The 15,960-nt window shown below is 71.0% G+C and carries 18 protein-coding genes and 1 pseudogene; 3 read left to right on the forward strand and 16 right to left on the reverse strand.

The window, feature by feature from the left end:
* Positions 1–74 precede the first annotated feature (74 nt).
* From ACIBEC_RS38195 to ACIBEC_RS38205, 3 genes and pseudogenes are all read right to left on the reverse strand, one after another.
* Positions 75–1,052 (reverse strand): annotated as a pseudogene (locus tag ACIBEC_RS38195) (DNA cytosine methyltransferase); the annotation flags it as partial.
* A 246-nt stretch (positions 1,053–1,298) separates the two neighbouring features.
* Entirely contained in the window at positions 1,299–1,970 is a 672-nt protein-coding gene (locus tag ACIBEC_RS38200; RefSeq protein WP_360509234.1) for a DedA family protein, read from the reverse strand.
* Between the two features lie 79 nt (positions 1,971–2,049).
* Positions 2,050–2,226: a hypothetical protein gene (locus tag ACIBEC_RS38205; protein ID WP_360509232.1), complete on the reverse strand. Its 177-nt coding sequence runs from the start codon at positions 2,224–2,226 to the stop codon at positions 2,050–2,052.
* Between the two features lie 465 nt (positions 2,227–2,691).
* On the opposite strand from ACIBEC_RS38205, the gene ACIBEC_RS38210 reads away from it, so the two are divergent.
* Positions 2,692–3,939 (forward strand): sensor histidine kinase, encoded by a 1,248-nt coding sequence (locus tag ACIBEC_RS38210; RefSeq protein WP_360509231.1) that lies wholly within the window; start codon positions 2,692–2,694, stop codon positions 3,937–3,939.
* A complete protein-coding gene (locus tag ACIBEC_RS38215) occupies positions 3,903–4,547 on the forward strand; it encodes a response regulator transcription factor (RefSeq protein WP_360509229.1) in 645 nt (214 codons plus the stop codon). The genes ACIBEC_RS38210 and ACIBEC_RS38215 overlap by 37 nt, the downstream gene beginning before the upstream one ends.
* Positions 4,548–4,751: 204 nt before the next feature.
* On the opposite strand, the gene ACIBEC_RS38220 is transcribed toward ACIBEC_RS38215, so the two are convergent.
* Genes ACIBEC_RS38220 through ACIBEC_RS38230 form a run of 3 tightly spaced genes read right to left on the reverse strand, consistent with a single transcriptional unit; the run spans position 4,752 to position 6,866 of the window.
* On the reverse strand, positions 4,752–5,387 hold the full coding sequence (locus ACIBEC_RS38220) for a class I SAM-dependent methyltransferase (RefSeq protein WP_360509227.1): 636 nt from the start codon (positions 5,385–5,387) through the stop codon (positions 4,752–4,754).
* A 17-nt stretch (positions 5,388–5,404) separates the two neighbouring features.
* Positions 5,405–6,631, reverse strand: a complete 1,227-nt coding sequence (locus tag ACIBEC_RS38225) for an ATP-grasp domain-containing protein (RefSeq protein ID WP_360509225.1) — start codon at positions 6,629–6,631, stop codon at positions 5,405–5,407.
* A gap of 46 nt (positions 6,632–6,677) precedes the next feature.
* A complete protein-coding gene (locus ACIBEC_RS38230) occupies positions 6,678–6,866 on the reverse strand; it encodes a hypothetical protein (protein WP_360509223.1) in 189 nt (62 codons plus the stop codon).
* Positions 6,867–7,176: 310 nt separating this feature from the next.
* Between ACIBEC_RS38230 and ACIBEC_RS38235 the strand changes: the two genes are divergently transcribed.
* Positions 7,177–8,007, forward strand: coding sequence for a LuxR C-terminal-related transcriptional regulator (locus ACIBEC_RS38235; RefSeq protein WP_396290004.1), 831 nt, complete (start codon positions 7,177–7,179; stop codon positions 8,005–8,007).
* Positions 8,008–8,095: 88 nt separating this feature from the next.
* Here the strand turns inward: ACIBEC_RS38235 and ACIBEC_RS38240 are convergent, their stop codons facing one another.
* From ACIBEC_RS38240 to ACIBEC_RS38285, 10 genes are read right to left on the reverse strand one after another with little or no spacing between them, the layout of a single operon-like run.
* Positions 8,096–8,560 carry a hypothetical protein gene (locus ACIBEC_RS38240; protein ID WP_360509219.1) on the reverse strand — a complete coding sequence of 155 codons (465 nt, stop codon included), beginning with the start codon at positions 8,558–8,560 and terminating at the stop codon, positions 8,096–8,098.
* Positions 8,561–8,587: 27 nt separating this feature from the next.
* Positions 8,588–9,580 (reverse strand): aminotransferase class I/II-fold pyridoxal phosphate-dependent enzyme, encoded by a 993-nt coding sequence (locus ACIBEC_RS38245; protein ID WP_360509217.1) that lies wholly within the window; start codon positions 9,578–9,580, stop codon positions 8,588–8,590.
* Positions 9,581–9,621: 41 nt separating this feature from the next.
* A complete protein-coding gene (locus ACIBEC_RS38250) occupies positions 9,622–10,995 on the reverse strand; it encodes a hypothetical protein (protein WP_360509215.1) in 1,374 nt (457 codons plus the stop codon).
* Positions 10,992–11,477, reverse strand: coding sequence for an adenylate cyclase (locus tag ACIBEC_RS38255; protein WP_360509214.1), 486 nt, complete (start codon positions 11,475–11,477; stop codon positions 10,992–10,994). The genes ACIBEC_RS38250 and ACIBEC_RS38255 overlap by 4 nt, the downstream gene beginning before the upstream one ends.
* Positions 11,478–11,490: 13 nt before the next feature.
* A complete protein-coding gene (locus ACIBEC_RS38260; RefSeq protein ID WP_360509212.1) occupies positions 11,491–12,177 on the reverse strand; it encodes an HAD family hydrolase in 687 nt (228 codons plus the stop codon).
* Entirely contained in the window at positions 12,174–12,842 is a 669-nt protein-coding gene (locus ACIBEC_RS38265) for a hypothetical protein (protein ID WP_360509210.1), read from the reverse strand. Before ACIBEC_RS38265 ends, ACIBEC_RS38260 begins: the two co-directional genes overlap by 4 nt.
* Complete coding sequence (locus ACIBEC_RS38270; protein WP_360509208.1) at positions 12,839–13,525, reverse strand: MOSC domain-containing protein; 687 nt, start codon at positions 13,523–13,525, stop codon at positions 12,839–12,841. The genes ACIBEC_RS38265 and ACIBEC_RS38270 overlap by 4 nt, the downstream gene beginning before the upstream one ends.
* Positions 13,522–14,784 (reverse strand): MFS transporter, encoded by a 1,263-nt coding sequence (locus ACIBEC_RS38275; RefSeq protein ID WP_360509206.1) that lies wholly within the window; start codon positions 14,782–14,784, stop codon positions 13,522–13,524. Before ACIBEC_RS38275 ends, ACIBEC_RS38270 begins: the two co-directional genes overlap by 4 nt.
* A complete protein-coding gene (locus tag ACIBEC_RS38280) occupies positions 14,781–15,044 on the reverse strand; it encodes a PqqD family protein (RefSeq protein WP_360509204.1) in 264 nt (87 codons plus the stop codon). The genes ACIBEC_RS38275 and ACIBEC_RS38280 overlap by 4 nt, the downstream gene beginning before the upstream one ends.
* Positions 15,041–15,916 (reverse strand): hypothetical protein, encoded by an 876-nt coding sequence (locus ACIBEC_RS38285; protein WP_360509203.1) that lies wholly within the window; start codon positions 15,914–15,916, stop codon positions 15,041–15,043. Before ACIBEC_RS38285 ends, ACIBEC_RS38280 begins: the two co-directional genes overlap by 4 nt.
* Between the last annotated feature and the right edge of the window lie 44 nt (positions 15,917–15,960).

Consider the following 15,960-nt stretch of genomic DNA (forward strand, 5'->3'; position numbering starts at 1 on the left):
GGGGGGGCCCCCCCGGGCGGGGGCCCCCCCGCGGGGCCCCACCGCCGGTCGCGCGGCACCGGCGCCGGATGGCCCAGCGCGGCCCGGATCGCGAGTCCGAAGGCCCTCGCCACCGGGGGCGGCGACGCGTGGCCCACCTGCCGGTAACGGAACGTCTTGCCGCCGGCGAAGAACCAGTCGTCGGGGAAGCCCTGCAGCCGTGCCGCCTGCTCGACGGTCAACTTCACCATGTCCGTGCCGTCCGGTGACGGGTCCCAGCGATCCTCGGGCCCGGGGACCTCATTGCCGACGGTGCCGCCGTTGACCCGCATACGGGCCCAGGAGCGCTTCGACCCGGTCGGTCCCAGATCCGGCCCACCGCGGTTCCAGGAACCGCCGACCAGGGTCGGGGCGACCTGATCGGCCTGTGCGGCCCAGGCGGCGGCGTGCGGCCACCCGCGGCCGGCCATCGAGGCCCCCAACGCCTCCCCCACCGTCAACGGCGGATCGGTGTCACGCGGCGGCGGCACGAAGTCACGCATGGAATTCCCCTTCAGCGCCACCAGGATCCCCTGCTTGCGGTCTTGGGGCACGCCGTGCCACATCGCGTTGACGACGAACCAGTCGTACTCGTACCCGAGGTGTTCGAGCTCGGCCTCGACCTCCGACCGGATGGGTTCGTACGCGGGCTTGGAGGCCAGCTCGGAGACGTTCTCGATGAGCAGGGCGCGTGGCTGCACGCCGTGCAGGAGCATGACGGTCGCTTCGAGCAACCGGAGTTCCTCGTCGCTGTCCTCGCGTCTCACCGCGGCGCTCGCCTTCACCCGCGGCAGGCCCGCCGCCAGGAGGTCCACGTCGTAGCACTCCCGGTGCTCGTCCGGAACGAAGTCCAGGAGGTCGGTCTCCAGGACCTTCCAGTCCGGGCGGTTCCGCCGCAGCGTTTCGCAGGCCACAGGCCGGTTGTCCAGGAGCAGTACGGGATCGAACCCGGCCTGCTCGAGGCCGAGCGCGAGACCACCCGCCCCCGCGCACACGGCGAGGCAGCTCAGGCGGTCGGATCGGGACTCTTCCATGATCACCATATGTGCTCGTCGGGAACTCGGCGAAGGCTGACGCCCTGAGCCATCGATGATCGCATCTCCCTTGGGAGGAGTCGATGGTCAGGATGCGCACCGCACCGTCCCGACGAGCTGCCGGCGTCACCGAGTCCGACATGCCCGGACGCCACCCCGCCGGCTGTCTCTGACAGGTGCGTAGGTCTCGCGGCAGCACGCCGAAAGGCCGTCCCCGCCGGCGGCGGGGACGGCGGGCCCCGGGCCTCAGCCGCGGTGCCGGGCGCTCGGGCGGCGGCGCATCCGCACCAGGAACCAGCGGCCGATGACGACGAGCGCCACCGCCACCACGCCCTTCGACACCCAGCCGCCGTACTCGTCCACCAGGTGCCAGTTGTCGCCCAGCCAGTAGCCCAACAGCACGAACACGGTGTTCCACACCAGGCTGCCGAGGACGGTCATGGCGGTGAAGGCCATCAGCGGCATCCGCTGGATCCCGGCCGGTACGGAGATGAGGCTGCGCACCACCGGCACCATGCGGGCGATCAGCACGGCCTTGCGGCCGTGCCGTTCGAACCACGCCTCGGCCCGGTCGATCTCGTGGGCATGGATGAGCGGGATGCGGGTGACGAGTGCGCGGGTCCGGTCGCGGCCCAGGAGGGCACCTGCGGCGTACACGATCCAGGAGCCGACGATCGAGCCGATCGTGGTCCAGACGATGACGGCCGGCAGACTCAGCTTGCCCTGCCCGGCGGCGAATCCGGCCACGGGCAGGATGATCTCGCTGGGAATGAACGGCAGGACGGTGTCCACCAGGTTGGTGAGACCGGCGCCCGGGGCGCCGAGGGTGCTCATGACGTCGACCGCCCATCCGGCGATGCCGCCTGCGGGTTCGGCGGAAGCGGTGGCGAGCGACGCGGGAGCCAACGTTGCGATCATGCCGTCCACGGTAGGAGCCGGGTGGGGGGCGCCACCATGCGGTCAACCGCCCGGTCCTGCTGCGGTTTTCCGTAACCCTTTACCCGGGCTCCTCCCGGCCGGGCGCATGGCGTACGCACACGGGCGCCGGGAATCCCAGCAGCCGCGCGGTGAGGCGGACCGGGTCCAGGGGGGCGTCGGCCAGGGCGGCGAGCAGGTCGGCGCGGTCGGACGCCAGAGCGCAGCCGTCGACGGTGGCGGTGAGGACCCGACGCACGTCGGTGACGGTGCCCTGGACGCGGACCTCGCCGTCGATGCTTGCGACCAGGTGGGCGCTGCCGGTGAGGGAGCCGGCGAGTTCGTCGAGGTCGGCCGGGTGCCGTACGCGCCTGGCCCAGTCATCGAGCTGACCGGTGGTCAGCGTGTGGGTTCCCGTGACCAGCCGCGCGCGGTGGTGCCGTGCCGGGCGTGGACGGCCGAGGCGACACCGGTGTTCGCGTCCGGGGCCTGTCCGATGACCCAGGGGCGTCCCGAGGCGTGGGTCAGGGTTAATCCGATGTGGCCGCTCCGTCGCCGGTCGCGGCCCTGGCCGGGTACCTCGTCGTCCGGCTGCGCAACCGCAACCGGTCGCAGCAGCAGACCAGTTCATGACCGGACCGCGCTTCCCGAGCGCGCAGTCGAAGCCGCCGCGCAGTCCTGGCGATCTTGCCCGGGCTGCGCGGCCGCACTAGGCTCGGGGCTCGTGCGAGGAGATTCAGCGGGCGCCGGATCCCACCCCCCGACGGGGTTTGCGGGTGGTCAGGGCGCCGCTGAGGACGAGACCGCCACGCGGGCCCCGTCCTGGTCGCGCCGCAGCCTGGGCGTCCTGATCGGCTGTCTGACCGCCGTGCTCGGTGCGCTCTACCTCCTCGTCGTCGGCACCGTCCTCGGCCCCTTCCTGCTCTGGCCGCGCAGCCGGCCGAACGCCCTGGAGATCGTGATGGCCGGGGCGCGCCGGCTGACGGCCCTGGAACGCAACCGGCGCTCCGCCTTCTTCGACGACCGCTTCCCCGAGCACTACAAGGCGTCCGACCAGAAGCTCCTGCGCTACCTGGCGGTCCGCTGCTACGCGGGACTGCTCTGCGCGGTCGTCATCGGACTGCTGGGCTTCGGCGCCATGCTGGCCGGGCTGATGGTCAACGGGATGGCCCGGGGGACGCTCGACTGGGACCAACTCCTCACCCAGGCACTGCTGGGCAGCGTCCTGCTCTTCCTCGACGTGCAGGGCCTGTACTCGCTGGCCGCCCTGGACACCCGGATCGCCCGCGAGTGCTTCGGCCCCTCCGAGCGGGAGCTGCTCCAGCGCCGGATCGACGAACTCGCCACCAGCCGGGCCGCGGTGGTCCAGGCCGTGGACGCCGAGCGCCGGCGCATCGAACGCGATCTGCACGACGGCGTCCAGCAGCGTCTGGTGGCGCTGGCCATGCTGCTGGGCAGGGCCCGCCGGGGCCGCAACCCCGAGCAGGCGAGCGCGCTGCTGCTCCAGGCGCACGACGAGTCCCGGGACGTGCTGACCGAACTGCGCGAGGTGGCCTGGCGGGTCTATCCCTCGGCGCTGGACAGCCTCGGTCTCGAAGAGGCGCTGAGCGGGGTGGCCGAGCGGTGCGGCATCCCGCTGCGGACCCGGTTCGAGGTCGGCGCGGCGCTGCCCAAACCCGTGGAGACGGCCGCCTACTTCGTGGTGTCCGAGTCCGTGACCAACGCCGCCAAGCACTCCTCGGCCTCGGCCATCTCGGTGCGGGTGACGCTCGACGGCGCGCTGCTCACCGTCCGGGTCGAGGACAACGGCACGGGCTGCGCGGACCCGGCCGGCAGCGGCCTGACCGGGCTGCTCAGCCGGGTGGCCGCGCTGGACGGCGTCCTGCACATCGACAGCCCCCTGGGGGGACCGACCACCATCACCGCGGAGATTCCATGCGCGTCATCCTTGCCGAGGACTCGACCCTCCTGAGGGAGGGCCTGGTCCGGCTGCTCGTCGAAGAGGGCCACGAGGTCGTGGCGGCGCTCGGCGACGCGGTGACGGTCCTTCAGGAGGTCGAGGCGAAGAAGCCGGACGTCGTCGTCCTCGACATCCGGATGCCCCCGACCCACACCGACGAGGGACTGCGGGCCGCCGTGGAGATCCGCGAGCGCTGGCCGGAGGTGAGCGTGCTGGTGCTCTCGCAGCACATCGAGCGCACCTACGCGGCCAAGCTGCTGGCGTCCAGCGCGGAGCGGGTCGGCTACCTGCTCAAGGACCGGGTGGCCCAGGTCGAGGAGTTCCTCGACGCGCTGGAGCGGATCCACGCGGGCGGGGCGGCGATCGACCCGGAGGTCGTCCGGCAGCTGGTCATCCGCACCACGCACGGCGATCCGCTGGCCCGGCTCACCCCGCGCGAGCGCACCGTGCTGGAGGCGCTGGCGCAGGGGCACACCAACACGGCCATCGCGCAGAAGCTGCACATCTCGCTGAGTTCGGTGGAGAAGAACCTGAACACCGTCTTCGACAAGCTGGAACTGAGCCACACCACCGGCTACAGCCGGCGGATCCTGGCGGTCCTGCGGTACCTGGAGTCGTAGCAAGCCCAGCGCGGCGACGGGCCGCCCCCGCCGGAGGAGCAAACAGGGCCTTTCACGGAATTCCCGCGGCGCCGGCCCGGGAACGGCCCGGAAACGGTGCCAGAGCGGCCCGGGAGCGGTGCGAGAGTGGCGCGGAGGGGACGGATCCGGACAGGCCGGAAGTCCCGGTCGTCATGCCCGACCGGGACTTCTCGTGCGCGCTGGTCACGCCTTGGTGGCGTACCCGTGGATCCAGGTCAGGTCACGGTAGCCCGGACCGTAGCGCTCGAACTCGTTCGAGCGCTCGACAGCCGCCACCCGGAAGCCCGCCTGCCCGACCAGCCCGGTGACGCTCCGCACCGTCTGGTAGCGGTAGAAGCGGGCGCTGCCGCTGCTGAACTTCTCGACGATCTCCTCCTCGCCGTCCCCCTCCTTGAAGCTGACGAAGAGCGCCCCGCCGGGGGTGAGGACGCGGTGGAACTCGGCCAGCGCGGCGCTGACGTCCTCGTCCTTGAGGTGGAGCAGGGTCGCCTGGCACCAGACACCCGCGAAGCTCGCGTCCGGGAACGCGAGGTCGCGGGCGTCCATGCGCGCGAAGGTGAGCTGCGGGTGGAGCTCCTGCGCTCGTGCCACGAAGGCGCTCGTCAGGTCGACCCCTTCCGCGCGCAGGCCCCGCTCCGCCAGGAGCGCGGTGTCGCGCCCGAACGCGCAGCCGACGTCGAGGACGCGTCCGGCCGGGTCGGGCAGGAGCGCCGTGAAGGCGTCGAGTTCGGCGACGGGGACCATCCCCGCGGTCGCGTTCTCGTAGCGTTGCGGATCCCCGTCGTACGCGCGGATCGTGCCGCTGAGGTAGTCGTGCATTCCTCTGGTCCTCGTGATCAGTCGGCGGTGGGAGCGACCTGGACGCTGTCATGGAACCACGCGCTCAGGCCGGCGATCCGCTCGGCCACCTCGCGGGTGTCCGCGCCGCTGACGACGGCCTGTCCGGCACGGATGTGGCTGGCCGAGCTGAAGTCCGGCGCCACACCGCCCGGGGTGACGTAGATGTCCGCCTCCACGACGCCCGGGCGGGCCAGGGTCTCGTCGAGGGTCGGGGCCGAGACCACCGTTCCCTGCGGGCAGCGCAGGTTGAGGCCGCCGTAGCTCTCCTCGGTCGGCGTCGGCTCGTCGACGATCCGCGACGGCAGGTCCAGCGCCGCCAGCGCCCACTCGTCGTGGAGGTTCACGCCGTACGTCAGCTCGACGACCCGGTCCGCACGACCGCCGCCGACCCGCGCCGCGCACTCCCCGAAGACCACCTCGGAGCCGTCCCAGAAGACCTCCAGGTGGAACACCCCGTCCTCGAACTGCAGCGCCTTGAACGCGGCTTCGGTCAACGACCGCGTCCTGGCGTGGAGTTCGAGTTCCTCCGACTCCGGCAGGGTGTGGTAGGCGACGATTCCGCCACCGTGGCACTCGATGAGGTTCTGGAAGTACCGGGAGAGGGAGAACAGCCGGAGCCGGCCCTCGCGGACGACACCGTCGACGAAGAACTCCCGGCCGGGGACGTACTCCTCCAGGAGCCAGGGTCCGTCGCTGCTCTGCCGCGACGCGTCGATCGCCTGCCGGAGCTCCTCCGCGTCCCGGACGACCACCGTGTGCATGGCCCCTGCGGCGTTCAGCGGCTTGAGCACCTGGGGGTACTCGACCGTCGTGACGTCCAGTCGCTCGAGGCTCTCCACGAGGAGGTGTGCCGCCGTGCGCACGTCCGCCCGGCGCAGCAGGTCCTTCTGCACGAACTTGTCCCGCATGGCCAGCATCTGCCGGGAGCCGGAGCCGACGGCCCCGCCGAGCTCGGCCAGGGCCGCGGCCTGCACCAGGTAGAACTCGTTGGCGCTGCAGACCGCGCCGAAGTCCGACGGGCTGAGCGAGTTCCGAACCAGGCCGGCGAGAACGTCCTCGACGCTGCCCGGGTCCGGCACCACGATGGCGGCGGCCCCTGCCGCACGCACCGCCGGAGCGTCCTTCGCCGGTACGACACAGGTCACCTCGGCGCCCGCGCGCTGCAGCGCACCGATCGGCCGCGGGTCCCAGCCGAGGTGCAGGACCGGGTTCGGAACGGGCATGTCAGATCCTTTGCTTCTGTCCGGCTTCACGTCAGTTGACGCGACGTCAGTTGATTTGGGGAGCGGACGGTTCGACCGTGTTCCAGCCCACGTCGGCCACCAGCCGGGCGGATGCAGGGGGGGCGTCTTCACCGGTGGTGACGGCGGCAAAGCCGAGCGCCAGAAGTGCGCCCGCCGCGAGCAGAACAGCCCGCCTCGCACTAAGCCCGTTCGCAGCGAATACCGCTTGCGTCATGATGCCCCCTTACAGCTACACCGCACGGTCGATTTTGTCGAGGAGCGGTACGATTAACAGCGGGCAACATTGTTGCCGAGGTCCCGATTACGGCCAACCCTTGCCATGGTTCGAGATCTCGCACAGCAGAGACATGAGGGGTCCCCCAATGGAGCAGAACGCTACAAAACAGACACCCCATCCCCGATGTCGAACGGCGGGGACGGGCCAACCCCACACCCCGGGCTCAATCGACGCCGACTATTCCGGAATTCGCCACGATTTCGGGCAGATCGTCCCGAAGGCACTGGAATCCCCCATCGTAGGAGAGTTGAGCCATCTGCTCGACTCGCTACGGGAGACTGCGGTCCTCACCCTCGAGAAGACGGATCTGCTCAGTCGGGAACTGACTCGGGAGAATACTCGGAATTCCAGCCAGGACGGTCTTCCGACGCACTGGGGCGAGGAAATCTCAGGCCTGTCCAACATAGCATCGGCCATCAACTCGGAGGTGAATTCCGCACGAAGAGAAATGCTCACGGCCCAGCCGGACGGGCGCCGCCCCCCGGAGACGCTGAAAGAAGCCTTGGCGTCGGTGGAGAAACCCATTCGAGCCGGCGTCAAAATGCGGACGCTCTACCAGCACACCGCCCGGTTCGACGAAGCCACCAAGGAATACGTCAGAGCGGTCTCCGACCTCGGCGTCGAGGTCCGGACCCTGGGCGAGTTCTTCGACCGGCTGCTGATCTTCGATGGTCGCGTGGCCTTCGTCCCGTCCTCGCCGAACCGCAGCCGCGCACTGAGGATCACCCATCCCGCGCTGGTCGCCTTCCTGGTCGACAGCTTCGACCGGGCCTGGGACCGGGCTTCCGGCTATCCATTCGTGCCCAACCATTCGGCCCAGGCGGCGTTGGAGGTTCTCCCGGACCTCCGGTCCTCGATCAAAAGGCTTCTGGTGCGCGGCTACTCGGATGCCGCAATCGCGCGCCGACTCGGCATCAGCTCCCGCTCACTCCAGGCACACATCCAGCGGATCAAACAGGATCTCGGCGCGGCCAACCGGCTGCAACTGGGATACATCCTCGCCCGCGAGGACTACACGACAAGTGACCTGTCCCCGGACGGCGTGACCGACCAGACCTGGTCCGCTCTGCCGGAGTAGGCGCCCGTACCGGAACCGGACGGTGGCGCGGACCCGTGCCCGGCCGGCTGTCGACACACGAGGGGTCGACAGCCGGCCGCCGGGGACGTCAATCGAGGAAGCCGCTCCGGTCGTACAGCACCCGGCGGGCGCCGGAACAGCAGCCGGCCCGCTTGGTGCCCAGGAGGTACTCCACGCCGCCCGCGCCGGGGAACCTGCCGGCCAGATCGAATCCGACCCGGTCGAGCAGCGGCTCGACCGTCGCGTCCTGACGGATTCCCACGAACAGCACGCCGTGCGGGACGAGCCGGTCGTGGAAGCCCCGCAGCAACTCCTCGGTGCCGGCGCCGACCGAGCCCAGTGGCGCTCCGTCGCACCAGATGCCGGGAACCACGGCAGGACAGGCGCTCTCGCCGCCCTTCCCGAGCGTCCCGTCACCATGGACCTCGAAGACCGCCACCGACTCGTCGGCGAGCCGGGAGTACAGCCCCTCGCCGGCCGCGTCGCACCCGGGAGCCCGGCCCCCGGCGTACCGCGGGAGCAGCCCGATGAACTGGTCAGCGAATGATTCCATACCTACGCCTCCGTGGATGTTGGTCGGCTAGAGCCCGTCCGGACAGGGCCGCAGGCACGGGCCGGCCCTGTCGACCAGCCGGGCGATCCGTTCGGCCGCGTCGCGCGCCTGCGCGACCGCGACACCGGAGAAGGCCAGTCGCACCGAGGCCGTCGGCATGGCGAACGCAGCACCGGGTGATGCGGACACGCCCGCTTCGGCGAGCAGGGCGAGCAGTTCGCCCTCGGTGCGCGCTCCCGGGTGCCGCCCCGACGCGGCCTCCGGCGTCGGGCACTCCAGGGCCAGCGAGAGGCCGTCACCGTGGAACTCCCAGCCGAGCAGCCCGGCCGTCGCCGTCTCGAAGGCCCGGCGTGCGTCGACCGTGGGCTCGATGCACGCGGAGCGCAGGTCCGCGACCACGCGCCGGTTCAGGAAGCCCGCCCAGGCCCGCTGCCACACCGTGCCCGGTGCGCACGCGCGCAAGGAGGCCTCCGGTGGTTCGACCGCTGGCATGACCGCCCAACCCAGCCGGCTCCCACCGCCGCACATCTTCGCCAGGGAGGTCACGGTCCAGATCCCCTCGGGGACCGGCCCGGGTTCCACGAACCAGCGGTAGACCTGGTTCAGCACCACCTGATGGCCCGCTCCCGCGAGCGCCGCGAGGGCGTCGAGCTGCCGCTCGTCGAGCGATCTGCCGTCCGGGTTCCGCGCGGGGTTCGTCAGCCACACGGTGGTCGGCTCCGTCAGCTCCCCGACGATCTCCGGCAGCCGCCGCCACGGCGCACGCCGGACGGGTCCGGCCGCGGCCAGGATCTCCGGGATCTCGGAGAAGCTCGGCAGCTCCACCACCGCCGTCCTGGTGCGCCCGCTCCAGGCGGTGGCGAAGGAGCGCACCCCGCCCGTGACCAGGGTCCGGCCCTCCGGGGCGTCGAAGAGCTCGCCGAGCCGGTCGAGCAGGGCGCGGTCCCCGAAGGCCGACGGCGTGTTCCAGCGGTCCGCCGCGGCCAGGGCGTCGGCCACGGACTCGCCGAAGCGGGTCACGAGTGCCTCCGGCCACGGCCGCGGCGGACCGGTGAGATCGATCACCTGAGCGCTGCCTGCTCGCGGGCCGTGCGGGCGATGACCGAGGGGGACAGCTCGTAGGAGACGGTGGCCACGAACACCTCGTCGGCGATCCGGACGAAGGTGCCGGTCGGCAGGTCGACCCGCTCCACGTCGGGGTCGTCCGCGATGACGTGGCGCTGTTCCGCCGCCGCGACCTCGGTCTCCGCCGCCGGCGCGGTCCCGTCCAGGAGCCGCTGGGCGAACTCCACCGGCACCAGCCGGACGCAGGTCCACGGGTTCAGCTCGATCGGCGCGGTCACCGTCGAGCGGTCGTCCGCGAGCGCCAGGGCGAGCGGCGTGCGGTAGTAGTCATAGGCGTTCATCGCGATGCTGAGCGCCGTCAGCTTGCCCCGCTCCTCGTACGCGTTGAAGGTGTGCACCACGGTCGCCAGGCAGCGCTGCTCCCAGTCCGGCCGGTCGGGCTGCGGGGCCGGTTCCCAGCTCTCGACGGCCGGAAGCCGGCTCAGCCGGTCCTCCTGCTCCCCGGTCAGGGCGGACGAGGCCTTCAGCTCCGCGCAGATGGAGCCGAAGAACGCCTCCAGGCCGGCCTGCTTCAGCCGCAGCGTCAGGCGTTCGACGTCCAGCTCCGGCTGGGAGAGCGCCATCAGCAGGTCGTTGGTGTCCTTCCCGGTCACGAAGAAGTCGCCGGCCGCGTTGTTGACCACGCACGCCAGGTTCTCCTCGACCGGGACGGTGTGCAGCCCGGGTCCGTACGCCGGGAGCGTGGGCGTGAGCCCCAGCCGGCTGGCGTGCCGCACCGAGTAGTCGCCGAAGTGGATGTCCACGTTGAGCAGATCGGTGCCGCCCTCGGGCGCGACCAGCGGGAACTGCCCGTACAGCAGGCCGTCCTGCGGGTCGAACTTGAACCAGGGCAGCTCACGGTCCAGGTAGACGTAGCCGAAGCCGTCCCGCAGCGCCTGGACGAGCCGGGTGGCGTCGGCCCGGGTGCGCACGAAGATGTCGAGGTCGCTGAAGTCGCGCACCGACTTGTCGGCGTAGCTGGCCCGGGCGCCGAGCCCCTTTCCGCCGAACAGCTCGATCCCCGCCTCCCGGCCGATCCGGTCGAGCCGCGCGAGGTTCTCGTCGAGCACCGCGTGCATGTGCCGGATGCTGTCCGCCTTGGGGCGCATCGCGGCCATGCACGCGCGGACCTCGGGGTGCGTGGACTCGAACGGCGCGAGCCGGCGCATCACCAGGGAGCGCATGCGCAGCAGCTCCAGGAAGGCGGCCGCCGCGACGCCGCCGACGGCGTCGATGACCGTCACCGACTCCTCCAGGCTGAGCCGCGGCTGCAGGCTCGACAGGCTGCGCAGCGCCAGCAGCTGGTCCTGCTTCATCGACGGGGAGTTCACTGAGCGTTCCTCATTTCATCTGCGGGGAGCCCGTGCACCGCCAGGCTCTGGTTCTTGAACGCCTTGTCGTCGGTCACCTCACGGCCGAACCAGGCCGGCGGCCGGAAGTCCCGTGCCTGCGCCTCGGAAGCGAACTCGACCTCGACGGTGCGCAGTCCGGCCAGGGCCTCGGTGTAGAGGTCCAGATAGGCGGTGTGCTCACCCAGGGCGAGGGTGTACCGGTCCTTCACGACCCGTGCGCCCTCGGTCGCGGGCCAGAGCACGGCGAAGTTCTCCTCGCCGATCTCGGTCTCCAACTCGGTGCGCACCAGCCCCGAGCCGCGCTTGAGGCCGAGCACGTGCTTGCCGCCGATGCGCCGCAGCCGGACCTCGGTGCCGTCCGTGGGGGCGGTGAGATAGCCCTGCGCGATGGACCGCGGCTCCCCGCCCGGGGCCGGATGCTCCCCCTCGACGAGGAACTTCCGCTCGATCTCCAGTGCCATGTCCACGGTCTCCCTAGCTGTGGTGTACGGGGGGCGCTACGGGCGCCCGGGTGCCGAGCAGGGCCGGCAGCGCGCTCATCGCCGTGAAGACCACGGTTCCCGGGCCCTCCAGCCGCTCGGCGGGGGTGACCCCGCCCGCGTAGCCGAAGGCACGCATGCCCGCCGCCCGGGCGGCCAGGACGCCGGGCCGGCTGTCCTCCACGACGGCGCACCGCTGCGGGAGCACCCCCATCCGGTCGGCCGCGTGGAGGAACAGGTCGGGTGCGGGCTTGCCCCGCTCGACCTCGCCGGCGCTGAAGATGCGGCCCTCGAAACGGTCGTACAGGCCGGTCCGCCCCAGGGTGTGCCGCATCTTCGGGTGGCTGCCGCTGGAGGCGACGCAGCACGGCAGGTCGATGGCGTCCAGGGCCTCGACCACGCCGTCCACGGCTTCCAGTTCCTCGTCGACCGCCACCCGGTGCAGCTCGCGGAAGCGCTCGTCCCAGGCCTCGGCGGTCGTGCTGCCGAGCCGGGCCGCGATCTTCTCGGCGATCGACGCGGTCGAACGCCCCACGAACTCCTCGATCACCTCGTGCGGGGTCATCGGCCAGCCGTACTCGGCGCCCAGGGCCACGTGGGTACGCACCGCGATGCGCTCGGTGTCGACGAGGACCCCGTCGCAGTCGAAGATGACGAGCTCGACGGGCGGACCGACGGTCACGTGACGACGCCCTGCCGCTTGAGCAGGTCACGGATGTCGTTGACCTTGTCCGCGCCGAGCCGGCGGTTCCGGATCACCTCGGGGTCCTCCACGGTGTGGGCGTACTGCCACCACGCCTCGCCCGTGTCCCGGTTCATCACCACGAACCGGTCCTTCTCGGCCGGCCCGCGCACGATCAGCGAGGTGGTCTCGGGGACCGCGCCGACCGAGTGCACCAGGGTGTGCCGCAGGACGTAGCCGGTGCCCGGCGTCTCCACGCGGACCAGCGGGGGGGTGAGCTTGCGGGCGTCGGTGTCCGGGGACAGGTCCGGGTAGTCGCCGAAGATGTAGTGGCGGTAGCTGCCGGCCAGGATCCGGGTGCCGAAGCTCCACCGGTGGTTGTGCGGGCGGTCGAAGAACCGCTGGCGGAAGACGTGGAGCCGGACCCGGACACCGCTCGCCTCGTCGTTCACCAGGACGACCCGGTCGAGCTCCTGCAGCCGCTCGCTCTGGACCAGCAGGTCGGGGGTGGCCAGCACGTGGTCGAAGGCGTCGTTGAGCCAGGTCGGAGAGGTCGCGAGCTCCTCGAGCAGTTCGTCGAGCTGCTCGTTCAGCACGGCCATGTCGTTCCAGTCGAGCGCGGCCAGCCTGGCCGGGTCGATCAGCGGCGAGCTGTCAGTGCTCATATCTCTGCACGCTCCTTCTGTTCTTGACGGGCGGCGATCCACCGCCGCGCCTTCTCCTGGATCTTCGGCAGCATTTCGGGCGCTTCCAGCATTCGTGGAAACAGCTCGGGTTCGGTGGTGATGGCCCGCAGCATGAGGTTGACCGTGATGCGGTGCCCGGGCCGGTGGACGATCTCGACCCGGTCGCCGGCACCGACCGTGCCCTCCTCCAGCACCCGCAGGTAGGCGCCGGGCGCTCCGTGTGCGATGAAGCGTTCGACCAGGTCCGGCACGTCCCAGAAGCCGGCGAACACCCGGCAGGGCTTGCGTGGCCGGATGACCTCGAACAGCGCGGTACCGATCCGCCAGCGTTCGCCGATCTCGGCGTTGGTGACGTCCACGCCGCGCAGCGTGAGGTTCTCCCCGAAGTTCCCGGGGGCGATCTCCCGGTCCAGTTCCTTCGCCCAGAAGGCACCGTCCTCGGAGGCGAAGGCGTACACGGCCTTGTCCGGACCGCCGTGGGCCTTGGTGTTGACGATGAGGTCGCCGACGAGTCCGTCGCGGACCGCGGTCACCCGGCGGTCCACCGGCTGCTTGTCGATACCGCTGCGGCCGAGGCCGTACGTCCACCAGCCGGTCCGCTCGACACCGAGGTTGACGGTCAGCAGGACCGCGTCGGCGGCCTGGCCGGCGTCACCGCTCATACGGCCACCCCGGTCTCGACGGTGGCGGGGGCCGTCCGGCGGGTGCGCACCGCGACCAGCCGGTGGGCCAGCGCGGTCGCGGCGACGAGCAGCGCGCCGTACACCAGCCAACCGAGCCAGCCCGCCTGGATCATCGCGACACAGAGCACCGGTCCGGCCACGTTGACCGCCGCCATGTTGAGGTCGAACGCGGCCAGGTACTGCTTGTTGCGCTCCGGCGGGGCCAGTTCGTAGCTGATCGTCCACCAGGCCGGGCCCTCGAACAGCTCGCCCACGGTGAGCATGGCACCGGCCAGCAGGACGGCCACCGTCGCCAGCGCGGCGCTGTGCAGCGCCGAGACGCAGAAGAGCCCGACCATCGCGACGAAGCCGATCATCGCGATCCGGAGCGCCCGCAGGCTGCCGGCGACGGTCCTGGCCACCTGTGAGCACCAGTGCTGGAGCACGATGACCAGGGCGGTGTTGATGATGACGACGACGCCCACGGTCCACTTGGGAATGTCGCCGGTCCGCAGCACCCAGAGCGGCAGAGCCACGCTGAGGACGAGGATCGAGCTGGTGAAGACCGCGGAGGAGGCGATCAGCCCGAGGTAGTTGAAGTCCCGCAGGACCGACCAGTCGGTCTTCCTCGACTCCTCCGGCGCCACCGACTTCACCCTGACCGCGTACATCAGGACCGCGCCCACCGCGAAGGTGGCCGCGTTGACCAGCAGACCGGCACGCACCGCTGTCCCGGATCCGGAGCTGAGCAGCAGCGCGCCCACGCTGCCCGCCACCAGGTACCCGATGTTGCGCAGCGCGCGGATCGCCGCGAACATACCCGTCCGGCTGTCGCCGGGGATCACCACGCCGACCAGGCTCTGCATCAGGCCGTTGCTGCCCGCCCGCAGTGCACCGAGGAGCACGGTGAGCAGCAGCAGCGACACGAAGTCGTGGACCAGGACCAGCCCCAGGTAGACGGCAGCCCGGCCGATCCGGCTCAGCACCGAGTACGGTCCGATGCCGAACCGGCCGGCGAGGGCGCCGGCCGGTACCGCCGCCAGCATTTCGGTGATGCCGCCGGCCGTGAGGACCACGGCCAGCTGGGCGTTGCTGAGGCCCTCGACCTGCACCAAGTAGAACGGCAGGCAGATCACGCTCAGGCCCATGCCCGCCGCGTCGACCAGACCGTTGACACCCAGGATCCGCGAGGTACCCGGGGTGGCGAGGACGTCCCACCAACCCAACAGCGAGAAGAAGGACCTCAGCCGCCCGGTCACTCCAGGAAGCCCTTCGCGCGGAGATCCGTGACGAAGCCGACGACCGAGTCGCGCACCTCGTCGAGCCCGGCCTCGTACTTCTCGGCCGTGCGCGCGACGATCTCCTCGACGCTCAGGCCGACACCGCACTGGGACCAGATGAACGCGCCGACCTGGTTGGTCTCGTAGGCGTCGTGGTAGGTCTCGATCAGGGTGCCGGTGTCCGACCGTCGGGTGAACAGGCCGGTCGTCCGCTTGGGGATCCAGTTCTGCTCGATCATGCCGTCTTCTCCTCGATGCCGATGAGCAGGCGGGTCGCCACCGCGGCGGCGTGCTCCGCCCACTTGGCGGGCGCCTCGTGACAGCCCTTCATGGTGAGCAGCTCCCAGGCCTCGTCCTTGCTGATCTCCGTGGGCTGGGCGGCCAGCACGCGCTTGAACATCCACTTCGGCGAGACGCCGTACTCCCCGTACAGGGCGAGCAGGCCGGCGAGGCTGCGGTTGAACGCCTCCCGCGCCGCGATGACCGCGGCGTGCTCGTCGTTGGAGGCGAGCAGACCGGCCACGTCCTCGAGGAAGCCCTCGGCGTCCAGCTTCTTGGCCTCCGCCAGCCAGGCGCTGAAGGACGACGCGCGGATGGCGTCACGGCGGGAGTTGAACCAGTCGTCGCCTGCGATCGGGGCGCCGCTGGCCAGCCGGTGCAGCATGTCGTGCTCGGACATGCCGATCTCCGGCATCTCCTGGTTCGGCACGCCGTTGGCGAAGCGGCCGATGATCTCGTCGACCTGCTCCTCGCGCCAGATCTCGATGTCGGTGCGGAACGGGCCGAACTCGCCCAGGGTGATCCAGATCAGCGGGTCGGCGGTGGAGATGTGCCGCTCGAAGGTCTCCATGCCGGGGCCGGCGACGAACGGCTCCTTGGAGATGACGTAGAGGTCGAGGTCGCTGTTGGCGTGCGCCCAGCCCCAGATCAGCGAGCCGCTGACGAAGACGCTGGTGGCGTCGGCGAAGGCCGGGTACTTCGCGTGGACGTCCGCCGCCGTGGGCAGCTGGAGTTCGGCGAGCCGGCCCTTGAGCAGGGCCTCGCGTCCCTCGGCGGACGCCTCACGGCCGGTGCCGTACTTGAGCGTGAGTGACGGTGCCTCGAAGGCCATGGGTGATTCCTTTCGATCGAATGAACCGCAGATCTTGCCGGAGC

The sequence above is a fragment of the Kitasatospora sp. NPDC051164 genome, assembly GCF_044455625.1.
In the GTDB taxonomy this organism is placed as follows: Bacteria; Actinomycetota; Actinomycetes; order Streptomycetales; family Streptomycetaceae; genus Kitasatospora.